General features: G+C 28.7%; 26 protein-coding genes. 23 read left to right on the top strand and 3 right to left on the bottom strand.

All coding sequences use genetic code 11. The features are described 5' to 3' along the window. Window positions 1-131: 131 nt before the first annotated feature. A complete protein-coding gene (locus tag B2W91_RS16320) occupies window positions 132-707 on the bottom strand; it encodes a TetR/AcrR family transcriptional regulator (protein ID WP_291582833.1) in 576 nt (191 codons plus the stop codon). Window positions 708-918: 211 nt separating this feature from the next. On the opposite strand from B2W91_RS16320, the gene B2W91_RS16315 reads away from it, so the two are divergent. Further along, complete coding sequence (locus B2W91_RS16315; protein ID WP_291582838.1) at window positions 919-1,170, top strand: DUF3892 domain-containing protein; 252 nt, start codon at window positions 919-921, stop codon at window positions 1,168-1,170. A gap of 459 nt (window positions 1,171-1,629) precedes the next feature. On the opposite strand, the gene B2W91_RS16310 is transcribed toward B2W91_RS16315, so the two are convergent. Both B2W91_RS16310 and B2W91_RS16305 read right to left on the bottom strand, forming a co-directional pair. Continuing rightward, window positions 1,630-2,670 carry an FAD:protein FMN transferase gene (locus tag B2W91_RS16310; RefSeq protein WP_291582832.1) on the bottom strand — a complete coding sequence of 347 codons (1,041 nt, stop codon included), beginning with the start codon at window positions 2,668-2,670 and terminating at the stop codon, window positions 1,630-1,632. A gap of 93 nt (window positions 2,671-2,763) precedes the next feature. Continuing rightward, window positions 2,764-3,225 (bottom strand): FMN-binding protein, encoded by a 462-nt coding sequence (locus tag B2W91_RS16305; protein WP_291582831.1) that lies wholly within the window; start codon window positions 3,223-3,225, stop codon window positions 2,764-2,766. Between the two features lie 594 nt (window positions 3,226-3,819). Here B2W91_RS16305 and B2W91_RS16300 point away from each other — a divergent pair. The 22 genes from B2W91_RS16300 (at window position 3,820) to B2W91_RS16195 (ending at window position 26,586) form a co-directional block, all read left to right on the top strand. Next, window positions 3,820-4,215, top strand: coding sequence for a NusG domain II-containing protein (locus B2W91_RS16300; protein WP_349680815.1), 396 nt, complete (start codon window positions 3,820-3,822; stop codon window positions 4,213-4,215). Between the two features lie 11 nt (window positions 4,216-4,226). Beyond that, window positions 4,227-4,769 (top strand): Gx transporter family protein, encoded by a 543-nt coding sequence (locus tag B2W91_RS16295; protein ID WP_291582830.1) that lies wholly within the window; start codon window positions 4,227-4,229, stop codon window positions 4,767-4,769. A 182-nt stretch (window positions 4,770-4,951) separates the two neighbouring features. After that, window positions 4,952-6,316: a sigma-54 interaction domain-containing protein gene (locus B2W91_RS16290; RefSeq protein ID WP_291582829.1), complete on the top strand. Its 1,365-nt coding sequence runs from the start codon at window positions 4,952-4,954 to the stop codon at window positions 6,314-6,316. 391 nt (window positions 6,317-6,707) lie between these two features. Continuing rightward, window positions 6,708-7,889 (top strand): acetyl-CoA C-acetyltransferase, encoded by a 1,182-nt coding sequence (locus tag B2W91_RS16285; protein WP_291582828.1) that lies wholly within the window; start codon window positions 6,708-6,710, stop codon window positions 7,887-7,889. 328 nt (window positions 7,890-8,217) lie between these two features. After that, window positions 8,218-8,802 (top strand): SOS response-associated peptidase, encoded by a 585-nt coding sequence (locus B2W91_RS16280; RefSeq protein ID WP_291582827.1) that lies wholly within the window; start codon window positions 8,218-8,220, stop codon window positions 8,800-8,802. Between the two features lie 162 nt (window positions 8,803-8,964). Beyond that, window positions 8,965-9,168, top strand: a complete 204-nt coding sequence (locus B2W91_RS16275; RefSeq protein WP_291582825.1) for a hypothetical protein — start codon at window positions 8,965-8,967, stop codon at window positions 9,166-9,168. A gap of 261 nt (window positions 9,169-9,429) precedes the next feature. After that, the gene (locus tag B2W91_RS16270) at window positions 9,430-10,491 is read left to right on the top strand and encodes an endonuclease/exonuclease/phosphatase family protein (RefSeq protein WP_291582823.1); all 1,062 of its coding nucleotides are present in this window, start codon (window positions 9,430-9,432) and stop codon (window positions 10,489-10,491) included. Window positions 10,492-10,680: 189 nt separating this feature from the next. After that, window positions 10,681-11,301, top strand: a complete 621-nt coding sequence (locus B2W91_RS16265; RefSeq protein ID WP_291582821.1) for a class I SAM-dependent methyltransferase — start codon at window positions 10,681-10,683, stop codon at window positions 11,299-11,301. Between the two features lie 185 nt (window positions 11,302-11,486). Then, complete coding sequence (locus tag B2W91_RS16260) at window positions 11,487-12,065, top strand: NAD(P)H-dependent oxidoreductase (protein WP_291582819.1); 579 nt, start codon at window positions 11,487-11,489, stop codon at window positions 12,063-12,065. Window positions 12,066-12,936: 871 nt separating this feature from the next. Further along, the gene (gene rbsK, locus B2W91_RS16255) at window positions 12,937-13,860 is read left to right on the top strand and encodes a ribokinase (RefSeq protein ID WP_291582817.1); all 924 of its coding nucleotides are present in this window, start codon (window positions 12,937-12,939) and stop codon (window positions 13,858-13,860) included. 51 nt (window positions 13,861-13,911) lie between these two features. Continuing rightward, window positions 13,912-14,976 (top strand): BMP family lipoprotein, encoded by a 1,065-nt coding sequence (locus B2W91_RS16250; protein ID WP_291582815.1) that lies wholly within the window; start codon window positions 13,912-13,914, stop codon window positions 14,974-14,976. A 77-nt stretch (window positions 14,977-15,053) separates the two neighbouring features. Beyond that, window positions 15,054-16,571 carry an ABC transporter ATP-binding protein gene (locus B2W91_RS16245; protein WP_291582813.1) on the top strand — a complete coding sequence of 506 codons (1,518 nt, stop codon included), beginning with the start codon at window positions 15,054-15,056 and terminating at the stop codon, window positions 16,569-16,571. After that, the gene (locus B2W91_RS16240; protein WP_291582811.1) at window positions 16,564-17,622 is read left to right on the top strand and encodes an ABC transporter permease; all 1,059 of its coding nucleotides are present in this window, start codon (window positions 16,564-16,566) and stop codon (window positions 17,620-17,622) included. Before B2W91_RS16245 ends, B2W91_RS16240 begins: the two co-directional genes overlap by 8 nt. A 26-nt stretch (window positions 17,623-17,648) precedes the next feature. After that, the gene (locus B2W91_RS16235; protein WP_291582834.1) at window positions 17,649-18,587 is read left to right on the top strand and encodes an ABC transporter permease; all 939 of its coding nucleotides are present in this window, start codon (window positions 17,649-17,651) and stop codon (window positions 18,585-18,587) included. A gap of 32 nt (window positions 18,588-18,619) precedes the next feature. Further along, complete coding sequence (locus B2W91_RS16230; RefSeq protein WP_291582809.1) at window positions 18,620-19,885, top strand: M20 family metallopeptidase; 1,266 nt, start codon at window positions 18,620-18,622, stop codon at window positions 19,883-19,885. Window positions 19,886-19,906: 21 nt separating this feature from the next. After that, complete coding sequence (locus B2W91_RS16225; protein WP_291582807.1) at window positions 19,907-20,653, top strand: glutamine amidotransferase; 747 nt, start codon at window positions 19,907-19,909, stop codon at window positions 20,651-20,653. Window positions 20,654-21,196: 543 nt separating this feature from the next. Beyond that, complete coding sequence (locus B2W91_RS16220; RefSeq protein ID WP_291582805.1) at window positions 21,197-22,375, top strand: M20 metallopeptidase family protein; 1,179 nt, start codon at window positions 21,197-21,199, stop codon at window positions 22,373-22,375. 4 nt (window positions 22,376-22,379) lie between these two features. Beyond that, a complete protein-coding gene (locus B2W91_RS16215; RefSeq protein ID WP_291582803.1) occupies window positions 22,380-23,378 on the top strand; it encodes a LacI family DNA-binding transcriptional regulator in 999 nt (332 codons plus the stop codon). An 89-nt stretch (window positions 23,379-23,467) separates the two neighbouring features. Next, entirely contained in the window at window positions 23,468-23,662 is a 195-nt protein-coding gene (locus tag B2W91_RS16210) for a hypothetical protein (protein ID WP_291582801.1), read from the top strand. 218 nt (window positions 23,663-23,880) lie between these two features. Continuing rightward, entirely contained in the window at window positions 23,881-24,453 is a 573-nt protein-coding gene (locus B2W91_RS16205; RefSeq protein WP_291582799.1) for a TetR/AcrR family transcriptional regulator, read from the top strand. Between the two features lie 21 nt (window positions 24,454-24,474). After that, window positions 24,475-25,971, top strand: coding sequence for an MATE family efflux transporter (locus B2W91_RS16200; protein ID WP_291582797.1), 1,497 nt, complete (start codon window positions 24,475-24,477; stop codon window positions 25,969-25,971). A 192-nt stretch (window positions 25,972-26,163) separates the two neighbouring features. After that, entirely contained in the window at window positions 26,164-26,586 is a 423-nt protein-coding gene (locus tag B2W91_RS16195) for a hypothetical protein (RefSeq protein ID WP_291582795.1), read from the top strand. Window positions 26,587-26,609: the final 23 nt, after the last annotated feature.

The following is a 26,609-nucleotide window of genomic DNA, read 5'->3' as shown; positions in this document are numbered from 1 at the left end:
TAAGGGGTTAATCTGTTTTTATAGAAAATTTAGTTTTCAGAGTATATATTAAGTTTTTGTATTATATACCTATAAATATTGCATATAATTAATAACAAAAAGTCGTGAATTATCACGACTTTTTTTATGCCTTAACTAACTTCTTTTTTATAACCTAAATTTAAAATCAATTGATTTAAAAATTCTATATTTTTTTCTTTTTCTTCAGGATGAGCTTCAATCATAGTATAAATAGTAGCTAATAAAGATTCTGCTAATCTAATAGTACAATTATATTCCATAGAAGAAGTACAATCTTTAGAAAAATCATTAAAAATTTTATCTATTAAACTTATAATATTATTCTCAATTTCAGCATTTGATTCAGTTTGAATCTTATCAGTAAGATCAGCTTTAATAAGCTCTTTATTTAATATACATCGTTCCTCTATATCTTCATAAAGTATTTTGATACAAGAAGGTACTTTATATTTGTCCTCTGATTCTATTAAAGTTTGAAGTTTGAGAAAAGTTTTTTCTAAGTTATCTTCTAATATCTTTATAAAAAGCTTACTTTTATTTGAAAAATAATTATAAATTGTTCCAGTAGATATATTGCACTTTTTGGAAATAAGTTTCATATCTACCTTTTCATATCCTCTTTGAACAAATAATTCTTTTGCACAATTAATTATCGAACCCTCAATATCACTAACAGCGTTAGTCACTTTACCACCTCGTAATAATATAATCCTTTTTTATATATAATAATGATTATAATGTCGGTAATAATGTTTTGTCAACAATATAAGTCAAGCCTTATTTAAATAGAATAATTTTTAGTTATATAAATCATAATATTCATAAGGAGTGATAAATATGAAGAAATTTTTTCCAGAGGATAACATGCCACAGAGTCTAAGTAATATGAGTAATATGATGAAAGCTTCAGATATACCTAAAGAAAATAATATAACAATATCTAAAGTCAGAAAAAATTCTGAGGGAGATATTACTGATGTAATGCTTTCTGATGGAGAGGCCTATTCTATAGAACAGGCTGTTGAGATGACAAAAGAGGGATTAATAAATGGAGTAAATGTAAGTAGAGCTAAAAATGGAAGGGAATATTTAAAAAGCAATCCTAATGGAACAGAAGAGGATAATTTAAGTAATAAGCCTACATTTTAAAAAATTACATTTATCATTAAACTATAGCAGTGAAATAATTAAGGAGGAAATTAATTGATCTTAAATTAATTTCCTCCTTAAATTTCTATTATTTTAATTCACAACTTTAATCAATGGATAACTTATGAAAATTAAGAATTAAGTATGAAGAATGAAGAATTATGGTGAAAATTAATTTTTATCAAATTAATTTCTTTAACTGATTTTTTACTAGCAATAAAATTGTTAGTTTTTAATAAGAAGTTACTTTGTAACTTCAAAAATAAATCAATTCAAAACTTTTCCATAAAGGAGAAGTATCAATAATTCTCCATTCTCAATTGTATAAGGGTTCACCTGAGGTGTAATATAATTTAGAGCAACGCTTAAAACTCTTAACCAATATTAATAGAGATAAGCGATATGTAATTGAAATATTAAAAATAGCATTTATTTTAATATGTTAATGTTAAAAATAAATCACTCTACTAACTTATAATTATTGTTAGTTAGTTTGAACTCATCTTTTAATCCATTAGTTAAATATACTTCATTATCTTTTGTGATAAATATAGCTTCAATATTTTCTAGGGAGCTTATAAACTCCAATCCTTTTTCTCTTCCTAAGGCAAAGGCAGATGTGGATAATCCATCTCCATCCATAGATTTATCACTTATGATAGTTGTGCTTAAAAGATCATTTTCATAAGGATATCCAGTTTTAGGATCTAATATGTGGTGGTATGATTTTCCATCTACTTCTAAAAATCTTTCATATGTACCAGAGGTTACTATAGATTTATCATTAACTAATATATTACCAACAGTATCATTAGAACCTCCATTAGGGTCCTGAATGCCTATTTTCCATTGGTTACCGTTAGGTTTATTTCCTAAGATATATAGATTTCCTCCTAGATTAATCATTGCACTTTTAACACCATTATCAACTAAAAGATCTTTCATTTCATCAGCAGCATATCCTTTAGCAATTCCACCTAGGTCAATAATCATATTTGGATTCTTTAAGAAAATGCTATTTTTTTCATTATCCAAAATAACATTATTATAATTAATAAGAGATTTTTTTTCTATAAGTTCTTTTTCACTAGGGACTCTAGCACTTTCACTGCCAATTCCCCAAAGCTTAACTATAGGACCTATTGTTATGTCGAAGGTATTATTAGAAATCTTACTGTAATAAAGTCCACTTTCCACTATAGTAAAAGTATCTTTTCCTACAACTACAGCTTCTTTACCAGACATTTCATTAACCTTATCAAGTTCTGTACCTTCTTTATTTATACTTACCTTATTCTCTAAGTCTTTTAATCTATCGAAGGCTTTATCAAGTATAGAATTATCCTTTGAGTCAAAAATCTGAATAGTACATACTGTCCCCATAACTACTTCTGTACGAGATATAGGTTCTTTAATGTTAGAATCAGAGGATGAACATCCAGATAAAACCGTAATAGATAAGATTAGTAATAATAAGACATATAATTTAAATTTTTTCATATATATCCTCCAAAGTTTAATTTTTACTATTTATTTTTCAAAATCAAAGACTTTAGGAATTATTCCTAAAGTCTCAAATTTGCATTTTATAACTTATTTTTTAGCAGGTTTAACTACAACTGTGTCAGTTTTACCTTTTTCAGCAGCTTTTAAAGCTTCTTGTGATAAATTCTTGAAATCCTCAACTGAGTGAGTTGCTCCAGTTATGTTATCAACATCAGCTGGGTTTCCTTTTTCAACTAAAGCTTTGTTAAACTCATCAGAGAATTTTGATGGCCAAGTCTCACTAGCACCTTTCATAGTTTTTTCATACTCAGTGTCTTGAGTCTTAAGTTTTCCTTCTTCATTTACATAGTCTGCATTACACTCAGAAATCTTTCCATCAGCTACTTTTAATTCAACAAAAGCTTTCCAACCATGTTCATCCATTTCGGAATATTCAGCTCTGTATTCTCCATCTTTTAATTCTTTTGATGCTGAGGTAGATCCACACCCTACTAATACTGTTGCAGCTAATACTGTTGCAGAAACAACACTCACTAATTTTTTATTCATTTCAAAATCCCTCCTGTGAAATTCACATTCATTTTAGAAAAATTATATTAATTACTATGTGGCCATATGTAATTTCACATAGTAAGTATGGAAACTAAGTTAATAATTAGAAAACATAGTTTATATTAGGTGACTTAAGAAAACATTTACAAAAAGTAAAGCAAATTATGATTTTTAATAATAATTTATAGAATTATTAGAAATTTTTCACCGAAATGTATATTAAAGTTAAGCACCTATTTATATTAGAACAGATTTTACGGAAAATTTCAATAATTTTATGATTATTTTTGAAATTAATTTATAATAATATTTTATTTTTTATATTTTTAATGTAAATTAAATTAGATAATAAAATTCATTAAGTTAAATTTTATCAATAATTACATTAAAAAATTTAGAGAAAATATAAGTTTTATGCTATGATATTATTGTACTTATCATAGTATGAATTTTAACAATATTTATAAATATCATTGTGATGTTAAAATTATAACATAATATGGGCTATTATAAAATATTTAAAAAGTTAATATAAATATGTCTAATTGTTATATATTATAATAAATAAAACTAGAAAGAGATGAGAAGCATATGAAAATAATTAAAAAATTAGATATAATAGTTATTTCTATATTATTTATAGCATCATTTATTCCATATGGCATCTTTTGGATGACATCAGGAAACATCAATTATGTATATGCGAAAATTACTGTGGAAGGAAAAGAATATAAGAATATTAGATTGGATAACCATAAAGGGGAAGAAGTATTTAATATTAGAACTAGCAAAGGACATAATATAATAAAAGTTGTGGATAATAAGATAGCTATAGTTGAAGCTGATTGCCCAGATAAGATTTGCGTAGAGCCAGGATATATTAGCAAAGTAGGAGAAACAGCAGTTTGCTTACCTCATAAAATTGTAGTAGAAATTAAAGGACAGGTAAATATTGATGATGAAGAAACAGACTTTATATCTGGTTAGAGGTGAAAAAAATGAAGAAAACTACTAAATTAGTATATATATCTTTGCTTATTGCTCAGGCTTTAGCATTACATATTATTGAAGGGATGTTACCTATACCTTTTATTACTCCTGGTGCAAGACTGGGGCTTTCAAATATTATTACTGTAATAGCGCTATATACCTTAAGCTATAAAGAAGCTTTTACAGTTTTAGTAGTTAGAATTTTGCTTTCAGTAATGTTTGGAGGAAGCATATCAAGATTGTTATATAGTTTAGGTGGCGCATTCTTTAGTTTTGCATCAATGGTAATTGCAATTAAAGTATTTAAAAATAAACTTAGTATTATTGGAGTTAGTGCGACTGGAGCAATCTTTCATAATGTGGGGCAATTACTTGTGGCATCATATATAGTAGAAACTTTAGGGGTTATGCTATACTTACCTATAATGACGATTGCAGGTATAGGTACAGGGATTTTTGTAGGATTAACCTGTAACTTTGCATTAAATCATTTATATAAGGTTAATAGTAAAAATAATTTAGGATTTATAACAAAAGATAGATTACAATAAAACTTAAAACGATGGAAAATTGACAGTGGACAATGGACGAGTATGGATGAATTTAGTTTCTATTGCAAAAAGTTACTGTGTAACTTCAAAACAAATCAATTAAAAACTTCTCACGTAAAGGAGAAGTATCTATAATTCTCCATTGTCCATTGTCAATTTTCAATTGCATAAGGGGTGATATCATGAAAATAGATGAAAAAATACTTAATAGTATATTTAATAGTTTAGAAGAATGTATTGTTATTGTAGATTTAAATGGCAAAGTTATAATGATGAGCAATGTATATAAAAAATTTTTGGAATGCGATAACCCTGAAGGACAACATGTTACAGATGTAATACCTAATACTAAACTACATATAGTAGCTGAAACAGGTGGAAAAGAAATTGGAGAAATTCAAGAAGTTAATGGACATAAAATGATTTCTATGAGAGCTCCACTTATTAATGAAGGAAAAGTTATTGGGGCTGTAGGAAAAGTTATGTTCAAAGACTTAAGTAATTTTAAGACATTAAGCAGTAAAATTTCTAATTTAGAAAAAGAATTAGAATACTATAAAAATGAGTTTAATGGAGAAAAAAAAGCTAAACATACCTTTAATAATTTAATAGGAAAAAGTGTTAAGTTTACCGATGCTATTAATTTAGCTAAAAAAGTAGCTAAAGGAGACTCAAGTGTGCTTATTACAGGAGAAAGCGGCACAGGGAAAGAATTGGTGGCTCAGGCCATACATAATGGAAGCAAGAGATGTTTTAAGCCCTTTATAAAAATTAATTGTGCAGCAATTCCGTCAGAGCTTTTTGAATCGGAGATGTTTGGATATGAAGAGGGAGCTTTTACTGGGGCAAGAAAAAGTGGAAAAAAAGGTCTATTTGAATATGCAAATGGAGGCACTATTTTACTTGATGAAATAGGAGATATGCCTTTGAATATGCAAGTAAAGCTTTTAAGAGTACTTCAAGAGAGAGAGTTAGTTAGAGTAGGTGGAAATGAAGTGAAAGAAATAGATGTTAGAGTTATAGCTTCTACTAATAAGTCTCTTTTAGAATTAATAGAACAGGGTAAATTTAGGGAAGATTTATATTATAGATTAAATGTTATGCATATAGATCTTCCACCTTTAAGAGAAAGACCTGAGGATATTGAACCGTTGTGTGAAAGACTTAGTATAGGTCTTTGTAATAGATATGGAATTTATTCAGAAGGAGTTTCAAAGGAAGCATTAGAGTATTTAAAAGCCTATAATTGGCCTGGAAATGTAAGACAACTTGAAAATGTTTTAGAAAGAGCTATAAATTTATTAGATACAGAACTTTTCATACTTCCTAAACATCTTCCAGAAAAAATACTAAAATCTAAAAATAAAAATTATGCATTAAATGAAGGAGGTACATTAAAGTATATAGTAGAAGAAGTCGAAAAGGATATTATTATAGAAACTTTAGATAAAGCTGATGGAAATAAAAATAAAACTGCCGAAATATTAGGATTGAGTAGAACAGGATTATATAAAAAATTGAAAAGATATAATTTAGAAAGTATATAAGTGTTAACAAAAGTATACATGTAAACTTAGTTTACATGTATACTTTTGTTTTTGTAAATTTACTTTAATTTTGATATTTAAACTTTAAAAGGAAGAACAATGGATAAAATATGAAATAAAAAATCATTAAACCCTTGAAAGTGCTTATAGTGATAATGTTAACAAATATGTCAGTATATTAACAAAATTGTTAATATAGATACAAATTATTTAAGTGTAAACTAAGTTTACGCTTGCTTTTTTTTTAGATTTGGAGCAATATAGGTATTGTGCTTGTTTGAAGAGAATATAAAAGTTGGCACAAATTTTGCTTGTATATATTTGCGAGAAAATGATTAATTATTAATTAAATTTATCATAAATATATAAAGTTTATTGGAGGATGAACAGGATGAGAGAAGTAGTAATAGTAAGTTCTGTAAGAACAGCAGTAGGAGCATTTGGAGGAAGTTTATCTAAATTTTCAGCAATAGAATTAGGAGCAATTGCTGCAAAAGAAGCTATTAAAAGAGCAGGTATAAAACCAGAGATAATAGAAGAAGCTATTATAGGTAATGTTTTATCTGCAGGACTTGGACAAAACCCAGCTCGTCAAGTAGCATTAAAAGCAGGATTATGTGAAGAGTCAAGTGCAATGACTATAAATAAAGTTTGTGGTTCAGGACTTAGAGCAGTAAGCATGGCAGCTCAAATGATAAAAGCTGGAGATGCAGATGTAATTCTTGCTGGAGGAACAGAAAGTATGAGTAATGCACCATATGTTCTTCCAAACAACAGATGGGGTCAAAGAATGGGAAATGGTAACGTTGTAGATACTATGATCAATGATGGCTTATGGGATGCTTTCAATGATTACCATATGGGAATTACAGCAGAAAATATAGCAGAGAGATGGAACTTAACAAGAGAAATGCAAGATGAGTTTGCATTAAACAGTCAATTAAAAGCAGAAGAAGCAATAAGAACAGGAAGATTTAAAGATGAAATAGTTCCAATAGAAATTCCTCAAAGAAAAGGAGAGCCTATTATATTTGATACAGATGAATTCCCGAAAGCTAATATGACGATAGAAAAATTAGCTAAATTAAAACCAGCTTTCAAAAAAGATGGAACAGTAACAGCGGGAAATGCTTCAGGAATAAATGATGGTGCAGCTATGTTTATAGTTATGTCTAAAGAAAAAGCTGATGAATTAGGAGTAAAACCATTAGCTACAATAAAATCATATGCTTCTTCAGGATTAGACCCACAAATAATGGGATATGGACCAGTTCCAGCTACAAGAAAAGCATTAGAAAAAGCTAATTTAAAAGTAGAAGATTTAGATTTAGTAGAAGCAAATGAAGCTTTCGCAGCTCAATCTTTAGCAGTAGTTAAAGACTTAAACTTAGATACAAGTAAAGTAAATGTAAATGGTGGAGCTATAGCAATAGGACACCCAGTAGGAGCTTCAGGAGCTAGAATACTGACAACATTAATACATGAAATGATAAAAAGAGATGCAAAAACTGGTCTAGCTACATTATGCATAGGTGGTGGACAAGGTACTGCATTAGTAATTGAAAGACAATAATAAAATAAGTTTTATTAAAAAATCTAGATAACCCTATTACACTATAAATTATGAAAATGTTACGATTAATAAAAGAGTCAGTATATAACTGGCTCTTTTTGCATACGTATATTTATTATTAACAAATGATTTAAATTTATAATTTTAAGGAATACTTATATATAGGGCTCCTTAATGAAAAATTAAGAATGAAAGATNNGAAAATTTATTTTCTGGGGTATGTATTAAGTTTTAACATTGTAGACTTATATTATATAGTTATAGTAATGTTGATTTTTAAATAATATATGTAGATATTTTATAAAACTCAATTGGAGGAGGTGACAGTATGTGTGGTAGATTTTTTTTGGATGTTAATAATAAAGAGATTTTAGATTATTACAACATAAAGGATGAAAAAGAAGGAGGGGGAGAAAAGTTTCCTTCTCACGAAGCTATAGTGGTTAAAGAGAATGAAACCACTTATATGAAATGGGGATTTCCTCTAAATAATAAATTAGTTATAAATGCTAGAGGAGAAACAGTATTTGAAAAAAGGTTCTTTAAAAAAGCAATAAAATCTCAGCGATGTTTAATACCAGCTTGTCATTTCTATGAGTGGAAAGATAAAATGAAATATAAGATAAAGATAGATAATGAAGAGTTTTTCTCAATGGCTGGCATTTATAATAAAGTTATAGATAAGAATGGAGAAGAACATTATGCTTTTGTAATTTTAACAACAGAGGCTAATCGAGAAATGAGTGAAATACATCATAGAATGCCGATTATTTTGGATAAAAAAGAAGAAAAGATATATTTAGATAGTCATACGCCTGAAGAGGTAATAGAAAGTATGTTAAATTCATTAGAGGACGATAAATTATTAATATTGGAAGATAAGGGAATAGAACAGCTGAGTTTATTTCAATAAAAGGATTAAAGCATTATATAATTTTAACTGTATCTTAAAGACCTATAGTCTTAAGATTACAAAAATGTAANNATTATAATTAATACTGTAATATGAAAGCATCAATTACCTTTAAGATGCTGGATTCATAATGAAAGCTTTGAAAGTTGGGAGGAGCATGAGATGGAAAAGGTTAGTTTGATATTAAATAGAATATCTGCTGGAACTACAGTTGTTTTTGGAGGGCTTTACATCATAGAAAGTTTAAGTCATAGTACTTCTGGTATGATGTCCCCTGCGGTTTTTCCATTAGCTATGGGTTCTATTATTCTTTTTACATCGACTTTATTGCTTAATATTAATCAATTTAAAAATAAAATTGATTAATATTATTTCAAAGTTAATAAAACATATTAACCTCTTAGATAAATTCATGATAAAGTTATCTGTGAAAAGCCATGGCGCCCCCTTGCTGTGGCTTTTTATTTTTGTAATTAAAGTTAAGTTCTTATATTTACTCCTTTATTTTAAATAATTTTAATATAAAAATAATAGCCTATTATTGTTTTAAAAGCCATTATTTATATGGTAATATTAAAGTCGTAAGATTATTACAATTTTATAAATATTTATATTTAGGAGGAGTAGATGGAAAATAAATTTTTAAAATGGTTTTTATGTGCAGCAATAGTAGTAGGAATTTTAATAATAGGATATTTTGTTTTTATGACAATTACAGATTATAAGCCGGAGAAAATTTTAGAAATCAAAATAGAAAACAATAAAGAAGAACAAGCTAAATTAAATTCTCCAATGACTGTTATGAGTTATAATATAGGATATTGCGGAATGGATAAAGATGTAGACTTTTTTATGGATGGAGGAAAGGGTTCACGTTCACTTAGTAAGGAAAAAACTATAGAAAATTTGGAAGGAAGTTTTAATGCTATAAAAGAAGAAAATCCAACTTTTGTTTTTTTACAAGAAGTGGACAAGAAAGCTACAAGGAGTTATAAAGTAAATCAATATGATTATCTTATGAATAATTTAGAAGAATATTCATCTAGTTTTGCTATTAATTATAAAGTGCCATGGGTTCCTGTACCTATTCAAAAACCTCATGGGAGTGTGCTAGCTGGATTAGCAAGTTTTTCAAAATTGACTGTAAATAAAAGTACTAGATACGACCTTCCTGGAAAGGAATCATGGCCAAAACAGCTAGCGGATCTTGATCGTTGTATTTTAGTTAACAGAGTGCCAGTGGAGAATGGAAAAGAATTAGTTTTGGTAAATCTTCATTTATCAGCCTATGATAAGGGTGGTAAAATAAGAAAGCAGCAGCTTGATTTTTTATCTTCATTTCTGCAAGAAGAATATAAAAAAGGGAACTATATAGTAGCAGGAGGAGATTTTAATCATCAGATTCCAGGAAGTGAAAGTTCTACATTTGAAGCTACAGAAGAATTTCCAGATTGGATTCAAACTATTCCAAAGGATTTTAAGCCAGAAGGATTTAACTGGTATTTTGATAAAGAAAATCCAACAGCTAGATCAGTGGCAAAACCTTATAAAAAGGGAGAAAATTTTAGAACGATTATAGATGGATTTTTGGTTTCTGATAATGTGGAAGTTATATCCAATAAAACAAAAGATTTAGATTTTACTTACTCTGATCATAATCCAGCAATATTAAACTTTAAATTAAAATAAATTGATATCTTTAAGGACTGCTATTAAATTAAATATTTTTAGTAGTCTTTTTTAAAAAAAAGAAAAATTATAAAATCATAGAATTGAAATTTTTAATTAAGTTTTTAGGAGGGAATTCCAGTATTGAGATAGAACACTTAAAAATTCATAAGTTATTTCTATAATAATATATAAAGTGAGGACGAAAATATGAATAATCTTATATCAGCTTTTCCACTGTATAATTTCTTAAAATACTGCAATGCCAGCTCTCTTAAAAAAGTTATTCTTGATTGTGGTGCTGGTGGAAGTAACCCACCTCTTTCTTTATTTTATGAGTTTGGATATAAAACTTACGGTATTGAAATATGTGAAGAACAATTAGAAAAAGCTAATTTATTTTGCGATAAAAATAATATAAATTTAAACATTACCACGGGAGATATGAAAGAAATTCCCTTTGGTGATGAATTTTTTAGCTTCTTATTTTCTTATAATACCTCTGTTCATATGAAGAAAAAAGATTTTTTATTTGCTTTAAAAGAGTTTTATAGAGTATTAAAACCTGAAGGATTGTGTTATGTAAATTTTTTAAATGAAGAATGTGATTCCTATGGAAAGGGTAATCAAGTTAACGAAGGGGAGTTCATACAAATTGAAGATGGTCAAGAAGTATTTTACTGCCATTATAAAGAGGATGNNGAGGATGAGATCGAACAATATTTTAATGGATTTGAAGTTCTTTATAAAGAGAAACGAACAATTCAAAGAAAAATTGATGATGAAAAGTACACATCATCATATTTTGATTATATATTAATGAAAAAATAAAAATTTATTTTAAATATATCATGTAACTTAAAAAGTTTAGATGATCAGTATTATCTGATGTAGAATAAATTAAGTATAAAATAGATAAGTTATTATGAGTTAAGAGTTATTGGTGTTTCTATGGAATAATATTTATAAACTAGCAAAAACTAAATTATATTTGTTTTAAGAAAGGGGATATACATATGAAACATTTAATAATTTATGCTCATCCTAATCCTAATAGTTTTTGCCATGCTATATTACAAAGTGTAGAAAATGTTAGTAAAAGTAAGGGACATGAAGTAAAGATTAAAGATTTATATGCAATTAACTTTAATCCAACATTACAACCATCAGATTTTGAAGCTTTTGGAAGGGGTGAAGTTCCTAGTGATATTAAATGTGAACAGGAAGAAGTAACATGGGCGGATCTTATCACTTTTATTTACCCTATATGGTGGGCATCAATGCCAGCTATACTTAAAGGATACATAGATAGAGTATTTGCTAATGGATTTGCATATAAATATGACAATAATGCACCAGTAGGTTTGCTGGAAGGAAAAAAAGCATTAGTATTTAATACTACTGGGTCTCCTAGTGATGCTTATGCGGAAAATGGTATGCATGATGCTATGAAACAGATGGTAAACGATGGTATATTTAAATTTTGTGGAATTGAACCACTTTATCATACTTTCTTTGGTGCGGTTCCTTTTGTAGATGATGAATCACGTAAAGAGTATTTAACAAAAACTGAAACTTTAATACAAAACTTATAATAAAATTTTAGCCATTGCTTATATAGTGATGGCTAAAGTTTTATTTAAATAAAGTAATTATTTATTAGTTGTTAAGTAAAGCTGTGAATTGAAAAAATTAAAAAAACAGTTATATTATGAATATATAGTAAATTACAAAAATGTAAGTTTAATTCGTGGTTTTGTAAGGTATATGAATGGCTTGGTCATTTGATTACACTTATAATAAAGTTATAAGTTGTAAACATGCTAGATAGTTAAATTCGATATATAAAATAATATATTCAACCTTGAAAACTAAGTACTATGTAAGAGAGAAGTGACCTATAGAAAAATTCTATAGGTCACTTTTATTTTTAATAAGGAATTTATAAAATAATTTATTATACAATTTTAAGTTTACTTTAATTACAAATAGAAACATTTAAAATGATTATAAAAACTGTAATCATTAATTATAGAAAGTATATTTTAGTGAATATCATATTTATAAAAAAATTAAAAGAACAAATAGTATAAACAATTTAAATTTTTACATTATTCGTGAATATATGTTATATAGTATAGCATATATGAAAATAAAAAATAATTTTTAATAATAGTGCTATACAATTAAAGATTAAATGTAAAAATATATAAACACATATATAAAAAGTGTAAATTTTTTAATGAAAATATAGTTAAATTATAAAAATACTTAAAAGAAATAAAATTGTAAAAAAATAATGAAATATGATGTCAAATATATTGTTTTTTTTATAAGCCTATAATAGAATAATTCTAAAGAACTAAAACGTTTTAGTTAAACCTTTAACTAAAACGTTTTTATGATAAGTAATTACATAAATTAAGATTTCGTTTTTATCTCATTATGTAAAAGGAGTGTCTATAAATGAAAGATATACTGGTTATTGGTAGCATTAATATGGATTTTGTAGTAGATGTAGATCACATACCTAAATTAGGAGAAACCATATTATCAAAGTCGATTTTAAAGTTCCATGGTGGAAAAGGTGCTAATCAAGCAGTAGCCATTGGAAGATTAGGTGGAAGTGTTAAAATGCTTGGTAAAGTTGGACAAGATAGTAACGGTAATGAGCTATCAAATGCTTTAGAAGAAAGCAATGTTGATATTAAATACATATTGTTTGATGAAACTTACCCATCAGGGACTGCATTTATATATGTAGATAACAATGGAGATAACTGCATTGTGGTAAATCCAGCATCAAATAGCAATTTAAAAGCGGAAGATATTGAAAAGTATAGTGAAGTTTTTGAAAACGTTTCATACTGTGTAATGCAGCTAGAGATACCTTTAGATACATTTAAAACTGCAATAGACTTTTGTCATAAAAAAGGTATAAAAATAATATTAAATCCTGCTCCAGCACAACAAATACCAGAGGAAATATTGTGCAAAGTAGATTATTTAATACCAAATGAAACAGAACTAGAATTGATGACTGATGAAAATATAAATACTAAAGAAGATGTAAAGAATGCTATAAATAAACTTTTAAACATGGGAGTTAAAAATGTTATAACTACTCTTGGCGAAAAAGGTGCAATTTATGCAAGTAGCAAAGAGTTTAAAATTTTTAATTCAATAAAGGTAAACACAGTAGATACTACTGCGGCAGGTGATTCTTTTATAGGAGGATTTGTTTCATATTTAAATAGAGAAAATGATGTTATAAAAGCCATTGAGTACTCTTTATACGTTGGAGCATTAACTGTTAGTAAAAAAGGAGCACAAAGTTCATTACCCTATAAAGAAGAAGTAGAAAAATTTATTAACATCAGAAAAAAATAAAAGTGAACTATTTAAAAATATATAAACAAAATCATTAAGGAGGATTTAACTATGAAATTTAAAAAGCATATTGCGTTACTACTAACTCTTATTCTTGGCCTTTCAGTATTACTTGTTGGTTGCGGTAGTAATAGCAAAGAAGAAGGTTCTAAAGAAGGTAAAAAAACAAAAGTTGCATTATTATTAGCAGGTTACCTAGGAGACAAATCATTTAATGACTCTGCTAATGAAGGAGTAAAAAAGGCACAAGAGGAATTTGAACTTGAAGTTAAAATTATGGAAACTGATAAGCCAGCAGATTGGGAATCAAACACAATGGCTATGGCTTCATCAGGTGAATATGATTTAATTTTAGCAGTATCAGCTCAATATGAGGATATAATGAAGACGATAGCTCCTCAATTCCCAGATCAAAAATTTGCAATTATTGATGGTGTTGTTGATGAACCCAACGTAGCTTCAGCAATATTTGCTCAAAATGAAGGATCATTCCTAGCAGGAGCAGCAGCAGCATTGTTTACTCAAAAAACTGACATTAAGAATGTAAACGAAGACAAAGTTATAGGATGGGTTGGGGGAGTAGATATCCCCGTATTGCAAGACTTTTTAACAGGATATAAGCAAGGAGCAGCATATATTGATCCATCAACAAAAGTTTTAGAAGCTTTTGCAGGTTCATTTACTGATCCATTAAAAGGAAAAGAATTAACATTAGCTCAATATAGCCAAGGTGCTGACATAGTAATGAACGTTGCTTCAGGTACAGGAAATGGTGTATTAGAAGCAGCTAAAGAATCAGGTAAATATGCAATAGGTGTTGACCAGGATCAAGATGGAATATATCCAGGAAACATATTAACTTCAATGCTTAAGCGTATTGATGTTACTTCATATACAGTAATTAAGTCTGTAGCTGATGGAAGCTTTAAAGCTGGAGAAACACTTTACATGGATGTAACTAATAGCGGTGTTGGATTAACAGATATGACAGTTATGAAAGAAGCTTTAGGAGATGACTTCCCAGAGGATATATTAACTAAAGTTAAAGAAATAGAAGAAAAAATTAAAAGTGGTGAAATAGAAGTTAAGTCGCATCCAGGATTTGGAAAGAAGTAACAAATATTAAGAATATACCAAGATTAAAATTTTAATCTTGGTATATTAAATATATTTAGTTAGGTAGGGGAGAGGCTATGTCAAATAAAATTATACAAATGACCAACATAAAAAAGAGCTTTGGAACTGTACAAGCTATTTCTAATGGTTTTTTTGACTTATATGAAGGCGAGATTCATTCTTTAGTAGGTGAAAATGGAGCAGGGAAATCTACTCTATTAAAAATACTTTATGGTATGTACAAATTTGATGAAGGCAAAATGGCGATAAAAGGTAAGGAGTATCCATATTTAACTCCTAAAGAAGCTATAGAATTGGGAATAGGCATGGTTCATCAAGAGTTTATGTTAGTTCAGGACTTAACAGTACTTGAAAATATAATTTTAGGCTTTGAACCAAGCAAAGGCATGAGAATAGACTTAGATGAAGCTAGAAGAAGAATACAAGAATATATAGATCTATATGGAATGGATATACAACTTAATAAAAAGGTTAGAAATATATCTGTAGGAGAAGCGCAAAGAGTTGAAATTATAAAAACTCTTTATAGAGGTGCTGAAATATTAATACTAGATGAACCAACAGCTGTACTTACTCCACAGGAAACAGTTCAATTATTTAAAATATTAAATGCACTTAAGAAAGATGGTAAGTCTGTAATATTTATATCCCATAAACTTAAGGAAGTTATGGAAATCAGTGATAGAATATCTGTTATGAGGCAAGGAAGCTATTTAAATACTTTTCTAAAGAAAGATACTAGTATACCAGAAATAGCAAAAATGATGGTTGGTAGAGATATATTTTTAAGTGCTAAAGCAAAAACTGGAAAGGTTGGAGATGTAGTTATTCAGTTAAAAGATATCTATGTTCCAGGAGATAGAGAATTATCAAAAATTAGAGGGTTAGATTTAGAAATAAGAGAAGGGGAAGTTCTAGGAATTGCTGGAGTTGACGGAAATGGCCAAACAGAACTTATTGATGCCATTACAGGACTTAGAAAAGTTGAGAAAGGTGAAATAAAATTATTAGGGAAAAATGTAACTAATTTATCACCTTTGAAAATTAGACAATCAGGTGTAGCACATATACCAGAGGATAGAAATGTTAGGGGATTAAATAAAGAGTGGAGTATTAAGGACAATTTGATTGCAAATAAATTTTATAAGAGTCCTTTTAGTAAATTTATAAAATTAAATAAAAAAGAAATCGAAAATTATTCTAAGGAATTGATAGATAAATTTGACATTAGACCGAAAGATGGAGAAATACTTACAACTAATTTATCTGGAGGAAATGCACAAAAAGTAATAGTTGCCCGAGAAGTTGATATGGGTGCAAAACTTTTAATAGCAGCACAACCAACAAGAGGAGTAGACATTGGATCTATTGAAGAGATTAGAAAATACTTAGAGGAAGCTAAAAAGAAGAATACAGCTATACTTTTAGTATCTGCAGATCTTGAGGAAATACTTTCTCTTTCAGATAGGATAGCTGTTATGTATGAAGGTAAGATAACAGGAGTGCTTTCTTCAGAAGAGGCTACAGAGGAGAATTTAGGTATCCTTATGATAGGAGGTAAATTAAATGGGTAAAAAATATTATATAAGCTTACTTCTTTCATTACTAACTGCCTTTGCTATAGGAGCGATAATTATAATTTCAATGGGATTTAATCCTATTGAAGGATATATGCAACTATTTAAAGGTGCTTTTGTAGGTAACTTTAACTTAGGAGGCACACTTCAAATTTTTGTTCCACTAATGTTAGCAGCATTAGCTTTCGCAGTCTCTTCAAAGGTTGGAATATTTAATATAGGAGTTGAAGGAGAATTATATTTAGGTGCAATAGCAGCTGCATGGATAGGTGCATCACTTGTAGGTCTTCCAAAGATTATACATATACCTTTAACACTTGGTTTTTCTGCTATTGTAGGAGCGCTATGGGCCTTTATACCAGGATATCTAAAATCATATTTTAATGTAAATGAAATAACAGCAACTATATTACTAAATTACGTTGCTATTTATATCACTAATTATTTAGTAAATGGAAGTTTATCTGCTCAAGGTGTTGTTGCTAAAACAAAAGACATAGCAGGTAGTGCAAAGTTATCAACAATTTTAAAACCGAGTAAAGCAAATACTGGACTATTTATCGCAATTGGAGTTTTACTATTTGTATATTGGCTAATGTTTCACACTACAGTGGGATATAAACTTAGAAATGTAGGAATTAATAGAAAATTCTCTGAATACATAGGGATTAAAGAGAAAAAGATAATGGTTATTGGAATGATGATAAGTGGAGCAATTGGAGGACTTGCAGGAGGAATCGAAGTTGCTGGTGTTTATGGATACTTTTTAGGAAACTTTTCTGTAGGAATAGGCTTTGATGGAATGCTTATATCATTAATTGCCAGAAATAATATAAAACTTGTACCATTTATAGCTTTCTTTGTTGCTAGTCTTAAAGCTGGAGCTTTGGGTATGGAAAGATTTACGGGAATACCTAAGTCTTTAATAGATATAATTATTTCAGTATTTATAATATTAGTGGCAATGGAAGGATTATATAGCGGAATTAAATTAAAAAAGAAAAAAGCAAAGATTGAAGATTCTAAAGAAAGTTCAGTTAATGCATAGTGGCAAAGGAGTGAATAAATTTGGAAATGTTATCATCTATATTTGATTTAAGTTTGATTGCTTCTACTATTAGAGCATCTACACCAATATTATACGCTGCTTTAGCTGTTATAATAACTCAACAGGCAGATATATTAAATGTTGGTACTGAAGGAATTATGCTAATGGGAGCTTTCGTAGCAGTATCAGTAAGTTTTTTAACTGGAAGCTGGATTTTAGCTGTAATAGCAGCTATGGTTTCTGGAGTTTTAATGGCACTTATAGTAGGAGTCGCTCACATAAAATTTAAAGGAGAAATTATGGTTGTTGGTATATCTCTTAATATGTTTGCACTAGCAGTGACAAGATTTTTATTAAGAGAGATATTTGGAGTTGCTGGAAGTTTTTACTCTGATAAAATAGTACCAATACCGAGAGTACATATACCTTTTTTAGATAATATTCCTGTGTTAAACACATTGTTTAACAACTACTCTTTATTTGAACTTTTAGGACCAGTTTTTGTATTTGCCATATGGTATTTATTATTCAGAACTACTTGGGGACTTAGAATTAGAAGTGTTGGTTTGAATCCTAAGGCAGCAGAAACAGCAGGAATAGATATTTATAAATCAAAATTTCAAGTAATTATAATATCTGGAATATTGGGAGGAATAGCTGGAGCACACTTGTCTTTAGGATATTCAAGGATGTTCGTTGAAAATATGACTAATGGAAGAGGATTTATGGGTGTTGCGGCAATGTATTTTGGAGGAGTAAATCCTATATTTGCTTATATAGGGACGCTAATCTTTGGATTTGCAGACTCTATAGGTGCAAGATTACAATCTCATGGATTTCCTTCAGATATTATACTGATGACTCCATATATTACGACTGTAGCTATACTTTCAATTTCAATGATTAGAAAATATCTAGTGGAAAAGAAAGCAAAAAGCTCTCTTATTACTATGGATAATAAATAATAATTTATATAAAGTATAGGATGTGATAAATAATGAATAATAAGTTAAAAGAAACTCTTATTAATAATAAAGAGCAGTATATAAAACATCTTATGGATTTAATCTCTATAGATACTCAAGTAATAGGTCATGGTATAGATGGAGGAAGAGAAAAAGAAGGACAGTTATATATTAAAAAACTTTTAGAGGAACTTGGTGGACAAGTTGTAGTTGAGGAAATGGAAGAAGAAACTATTATTCAAGCTCTTGAAAGTTATAATGAGGGAAATCTTAATCATAACTACGAAGATAGATTTAATTTAATAGGAGATTTTAAAGGAAAAGAGGATAGAATCCTTCTATTTAATGGTCATGTAGATACAATGCCGCCAGGAGATATAAGCAAGTGGAGAATTAATCCTTGGAAGCCGGAAATAATTGATGGAAGACTTTATGGATTAGGTGCTGCTGATATGAAAAGTGGACTTATGGCATCTATAATGGCAGTTAAATTATTAAAAGATGCAGGAATAGAACTCCCTGTTAATGTAAAGATTCTTTCAGTAGTAGATGAAGAAGGTGGAGGAAATGGAACTATTCATGCTGTTACGAAAGGTGTAAAAGCTGATGGGGCAGTAATTTGTGAACCTTCAGATAAGAAAATAATAAATGCTCATATGGGATTTATATTCTTTGAAGTGGAGGTTAGTGGAATAGCTCTACATAGTGGTAAAAAATGGCAAGGGGTTAATGCAATTGAAAAAGCAATTAAACTTATAAGTGCACTAAATGAATTAGAGCATCAATGGCTGATGAGATATAAGCATAAAGTACTTCCTGCTCCAACAATAAATGTAGGAGTGATTAATGGAGGTACAGCAGGATCTACAGTACCTGATAATTGTAAGTTTAAAATGTGTATTCATTATTTACCAGAAGTAATGAGTTATGAAATGGTTAAAAATGATGTTATAAATACCTTGAATTTATGTGCTAATGGGGATAGCTATCTTAAAGATAATCCACCGATATATAATATATATCAAGCTGGAGGAGCTTTTGAGATGGATGAAAATCATAGCTTTGTATCTAAAGTTAAGGAAGCATATAGTGAAGCTACTGATACTGCATCAATAGTAGATGGAAGTTGTGCAGGTAATGATGCTAGGCTTTTAAAGAATATAGCCAATATACCTACAGTTATATTAGGACCAGGAGCACTAGAGCAATGTCATACTATTAATGAATATGTAAAAGTAGAAGAGTATTTAAATCATATTCTTATATACGCTAATTTAATATTAAATTTTGATAGATAATTTTTAAGGAGGACTTTAAAGATGAGTAAAATATTAATTGCTGGGGAATCATGGATGAGCCATACTATACATGTAAAGGGATTTGACAGCTTTACAACTTCAGTTTATGAAGAAGGTGTTGAGTATATAAAAAAAGCGTTAGAAGAAGGTGGATATGAAGTAGACTTTCTACCAAATCATTTAGCAGCGGATAAATTTCCAACAACTTTAGAAGAGTTGAATCAATATGAAGCTGTTATATTATCTGATATAGGATCAAATACTTTATTATTGCCTAAATCAGTATTTACACAAGGAAAGAAATTACCAAACAGATTAGAACTTGTAAAGGAATATGTTGAAAAAGGTGGATCTTTCTTAATGGTAGGAGGATACATGTCTTTCACTGGAATAGATGCAAAAACTAGATATGGTGAAACTGCTGTAAAGGACATACTACCAATAAGAATGTTAGATACAGACGATAGAGTAGAGGCACCTCAAGGATTCTATCCACAAGTTGTTAAAGAACATGAAATATTAAATGGAATACCAAAAGAATGGCCACATTTCTTAGGATATAATAAAACAATAGCACTAGAAGACAGAGGAGAACACCTAGTAACAATAGATGGAGATCCATTCATATCTGTTATGGAATATGGAAAAGGTAGAACAGCTATTTTTACTTCTGATTGCGCTCCACACTGGGGACCAGTAGAATTCCTAAATTGGGAATATTACAATAAACTTTGGATAAATATTTTAAATTGGATGACAAGAAAATAAGACTTAGTTAAAGACAATTAGTTCCTAATATTACACTAAATTATTGAAGGTGGTGTCTAGGTAGTTTTCTATCTAGATGCCCATACAATAAAATCTCATTAATAAAATATTTGATATTTGGCTATGTTTCAAATCATTGAAAATTTGGATTACTCTATGCTAGCTGTTGTAATTAATTGAGAATTAAAATGAAGGGTTAAAGGGATTAATAACTTTATATTATCTATTAATTCTTAATCTTATAAACTAATCATAGTTGTATTTTAAAATCAATAATATTTTAAATCATCACCAATTATTTAAGTTAAGAGTAATTCTTCTATATGGTTTATAGAAGATTTTTTCTTCCTTAAAAGATACATTGAATTTAAATTTATTTAGAGTTTATAAGTAAAAACAATTACAACTTTTATATAACCCATAATCAGCAGACAGGGCTGAGTTAATTGAATAAGATATATATTATCAATTGAAAAATGGTGGTCTTGTCGCGATTTCGCTTTTTACCTCTAAAAAATTTTAGATTAAAAGAGGGGATTATTAATGATTTTTAATATAAATAAAGAAAAAATAGAGGAAAGAATAATAAGACATAGAAGATATTTACATACAATACCTGAAGTAGGATTAGTACTGCCTAAGACTATAGAATACTTGAAAAATCAGCTAAGGGAATTAAATATAGAATTTGAAGAACTCAAAGAAGTTTCAGGAATTGTTGCGACTATAGGTGGAAAAAAAGAAGGAAAAGTAATAGGGATAAGAGCAGATATGGATGCTCTTCCCATTTTAGAAGAAACTAATTTAGAATTTGCTTCAACAAACGGCTCAATGCATGCTTGCGGTCATGATGGACATATGTCGATTTTACTGGCAATAGGAGAGGTTCTAAAAGAAAATGAGAAAGAATTAAAGGGTACAGTAAAACTAATTTTCCAACCTGGAGAGGAAGGGCATGGTGGAGCAGAAAAAATGCTTCAGGAAGGCATAATTGAAAAACATAATATCCAATATATAGTTTCTCATCATATAGGCTCAATTTTTGAAGAGGTTGATAATGGGCAATTAGCAGTAGGGTATGGAGTGATTATGTCTTGTTTAGATAAATTTTCTTTAGTTATTCATGGAAAAGGCGGGCATGGAGGAGTGCCTCATAAATCTATAGATCCTATCACTATGACAGCTCAAATAATTCAAAGTATTCAATGTATTGTAAGTAGGGAAATTGATACTAATGAGAATAGAGTAATATCTATAGGTAGAATTCAAGCAGGATCAGCACATAACATAATACCTGATAAGGTAGAGCTAGAAGGGACAGTTAGAACTACTAGTGAAGAAGTTCGTAACTATATCAGTAGAAGAATAGGAGAAATAGCTAAAGGCGTTACTTTAGCTATGAATGGAAGCTGTGATTATACCTATCATTTTGGATATCCTATGGTGAAAAATAATGAGGACTTAGTAAATAGACTAATTGAATCAAGCAAAAAAATTATTTATGATGAAGAATTAGTAATGCTCAAAAAGCCAACAATGATAGGAGAGGATATTTCTTATTTCTTAAATAGAATTCCAGGAGTATATTTCTTCTTGGGAAGCAAAAAAGCAGTAGAAGGTGAGTTTTATCCTCATCATCATTGTAAATTTGATATAGACGAAAAAGAGTTATATAAAGGTGTGCTAATTACTGTACAAATGATATTAGATATGATGGGGTGATTTTATGAAGGTGACTATAAAAGATGTAGCAAAGAAAGCTAATGTTTCAATTACTACAGTTTCAAGGGTAATAAACAAAATAGAAGGATATACTAATGAAGAAACAAAAAAGAGAATACTAAAGGTTATAGAAGAGTTAGATTATAAACCTAATGCACTAGCAAGAAGTTTAGTTACTAAAAGAACAAAGACTATAGGGTTAATACTTCCTGATATATCAAATCCATTTTTCCCAAGTATAGCTAAGAGCGTAGAAGATTTAGTAAATGAATTAGGATATAACCTTATATTATGTAATAGTTATGATGATACGGAAAAGGAAGCTAATTATATAAATGTATTAAAAGAAAAATGTGTAGATGGAATTTTGCTTAGTTCCAAGCAAACTAAAGACAAGTATGACATTTATAAAAATGATATACCTATGGTTTTTATGGATAGAAAACCTGAGTTAGAGGTAAAATATGGGGTTTTTGTAGATAACTATAAGGGAGCTTATAATGCTACAAAGCACCTAATTGATTTAGGACATAAATCTATAGCTTGTATAACAGGTCCTAAAAACATTAATACTACTATTGAAAGATTAAGAGGATATAAAGATGCATTGATAGACAATCATATAGAATATGATGAGACTATTATTAAATCTAATGATTATGCTATTGAAGGAGGATATGAAGCTGCAAAAGATTTGATTAAGAATCATAATATAACAGCTATATTCACCCAGGATGATTTGATGGCATGTGGAGTTTATAAGGCAGCAAAGGAATTGAGTTATAAAATACCAAATGATATTTCGGTAGTAGGATTTGATGATATAACTTTAGTTGAATTCTTAGACCCTCCACTTACTACCATAAAACAACCAGCAGAAGATATTGGCAGAGTGTCTGTAGAAATATTAATGGATTTAATTGAAAACAATAAAATACAAGAAAAAATTATAAGTCTTGATACAGAGCTGATTGTAAGGGAAAGTACAAAAAGTATTAAATAAGATATTTTATTTAAGTATAGGATTGTCTAAATACTGTCAATAATTTTAGTAATATATTAATAGGATAGTTACTGAAAGAGAGTAAGAAAATGGACAATGACTTTTATGTGAAAAATCAATTTAAAATATGTATAAAAAAATCTTTATTTTGTAAATATCAAATATTAGATTTTTCATCTTCTTTTAGCTTTAAAGATGAATACATAATTTATTGTAATCTCAATTATGAGATATGTTTTGCAATTAAACCTTGTAATAAAGAAGATATCATAAATGATGTTTAAGATAAACCATGCTTAATTGGCATGGTTTATTTTTATAGAGAAATATCTATGGTTTTCTATTATACAGCTTTTATTTTAGCTATGGTAGAATTATTATAGTATTGAACTAAAAAGATAAATTAATAAATGATATCTTTAGAAGTTGACTAAATTCAAATAAAAACATATAATGAATGGGAGTTCATTAAAGATGAATTATGATTCATAAAGGAGAAGTTATGCCAAAAATTATTAAAAACTTAGATGAAAAAATCAAAAAAAACGCTCTAAAACTATTTTCAGAACATGGTTATGATGAAGTTGATGTTAAATTAATTGCAAAGGAGTGTGGTATGGCAGTAGGCACGTTTTATAATTATTATAAAAGTAAAAAAGAACTTTTTATGGATATACTTGAAAACTCATGGGAATATACTTTTCAGGAATTAAGTAAAGCAAGTGAATTAGATATTCCTGCAAAAGAAAAAATTAAAAAAGAAATTGAAATACTATATACAGGAATTGAAGAAAGACGAGGATTAGGGTATTATGTGCATCAGCGATATACTTTTAATCAAGAAAAAACCGAAGATCTTGGGGATTTTAATCAAAGGATAATATCAAGATTAAAATTAATGTTTAAACCTTTTAAAAAGGCAGAATCAATAAGAGATATAGATGATGCAGATGAAAGGTTAGCACAAACATTAATTCTTCAAATCACAATGAATTTATCTGTAAGAAAAGATAAAAAAGAAGAAAATCTTAAATTTATTGAAGAGTTAATTTTAGGATTGTTAGTTACAGAGTAATACTTTTGGGGGGAACGATAAATGAAAAATAAAATAGATGCTAGGGCAGAACGGGCAAGGCTTATGGGTGAGGGAGAAATGAAGTCTGTTCTACTTAAGCTTTCTATACCTGCAATCATTGCTATGCTTATAAATGCTATATATAATATGGCAGACACATTTTTCGTAGGAATGCTAAATGATACTGCGGCTATAGGTGCTATATCAGTAGCTTTTCCAGTATTTATGATAGTTGGTGCTGTAGGCCAAGCAATAGGAGTAGGTTCCTCATCTTATATCTCACGGTGCTTAGGAGAAAATAAAAAGGATAGAGCTGATAAAACTGCAACAGTAGCATTCTTTACTGCTATTGCTGCAGGATTAACAGTAATGGTTTTACTCTACATATTTGTAAAGCCAGTTTTAAGACTAGTGGGAGCTTCCGAGACAATAATGCCTTATGCTATAAGTTATACTAAAATATTAGCTACCGGTGCAATATTTACTATTACAAATATGACTTTAAACAACATTATAAGAGCAGAAGGTAATTCCAAGTACTCTATGTTTGCAATAATACTTGGAGCAGTTTTAAATATAATATTAGATCCAATATTTATTTTAACATTTAAAATGGGTGTAGTAGGTGCCGCTGTAGCAACAGTTATAGGCCAAGGTGTATCTACAATATTTTTAATATCATATTTCTATAGAAAAAAAAGTTTTGTAAAAATTAGTAGGAAAGACTTTTCTTTTGATAAAAAAATATATTCTGAAATGCTGGAAATAGGCATTCCAACATTTATAATGCAATTTTTAAATTCCTTTGTAATTGGTCTTATTAATAACACCCCAATGCCTTCTGGTGATGAAGCTGTAGCAGCGGTAGGAATTGTTTTAAGAATAAACTCAATGATTAACTATATTCTCATAGGGTATATTCAAGGATTTCAACCAGTAGCTGGATATAACTATGGTGCTAAAAAATATAAGAGAGTTAAAGATGCAATTAGGATATCTGTAATATGGTCTACTATATTTTGTATAATAACTACAGTGATAATGTGGGCATTTGCGACTCCTATTGTATCAATGTTTAGTGCCGATAAAAATGTAATAACAATAGGGGCTAATACAATTATAGCTTTAGGATTATTAAGACCATTTCTTGGCTATCAAATGATTTATACTGGATTGTTCCAAGCTTTAGGTAAGAGCAAAGAAGCAGCGTTGTTATCAATAGCTCGTCAAGGGCTGTTTTTTATTCCAGCCCTACTACTATTGCCAGGTGCTTTTGAAAGTGGAAATTCATTCTTCTTATCTTTAACTCGTATATTACCATATAAAATAGAATTAGGTCTTTATGCAATAGGATTCAGTCAATCTTTAGCAGATGGATTAACAGTATTAGTTACTTTATTATTAGGTGATAGAGTAAAAAAAGAATTTAAAGTTGTTAAGAGTAAACCTATAGAAGACAAAAGTGACTTACATCTTCAACTAGCAGTAGAAAAAGATGAAAAAGAAACTAATATATAACAATAAAGGTGCTAGGAATAACCTAGTGCTTTTTTGATTTAAATTAATAATATAGCTTGCATGATATAATAATCTTATATAAAGTAGGATAATTTCCATAATATAAGGGTGTTTATATGTAATAAAATATAGATATGTGTTAATAGTTATAAATATAAGATATATAAGACAAAAATAAAGGAATGAGGAGTAATGTTAGTTAAATATAACGAGATAATGGAGTGCTTAAAAAAATCTATAGGTGATATTTCTACTATAAATACATATTACACTGAAAATATTCCCATGAAAAAATTAAATAATGCTATTAATTCTTATGGCGAAGGTGTAAAGAAAGAAAATGTATTAGCATTATTAGATATTACAATTTTAGGTACTGGAAAAGAAGGATTTTTGTTTACTACTGAGGGGATTTATTTTAAAGAAAGTTTTAATGAAGCTAGTTATATAAGTTTTAAGGAAATAGATTTTATAAGTATTATAGATAATGACAAGGATTGTAATTCTATTTTGCATATAATGATGAAGAATAAAAAAATTATTACTATAACTTCAACTATTTTAAATAAAACTCCTTTAAAGAAATTTTTACAACAGGTTAAGGATATACTATAGCGTTCCTTAATGAAAATTCAACT

This window comes from Clostridium sp. UBA6640 (assembly GCF_002455975.1).
GTDB lineage: Bacteria > Bacillota > Clostridia > Clostridiales > Clostridiaceae > Clostridium_J.
Note: the sequence above shows the minus strand (reverse complement) of the source record. Positions and strands in the feature narration are given on the sequence as shown.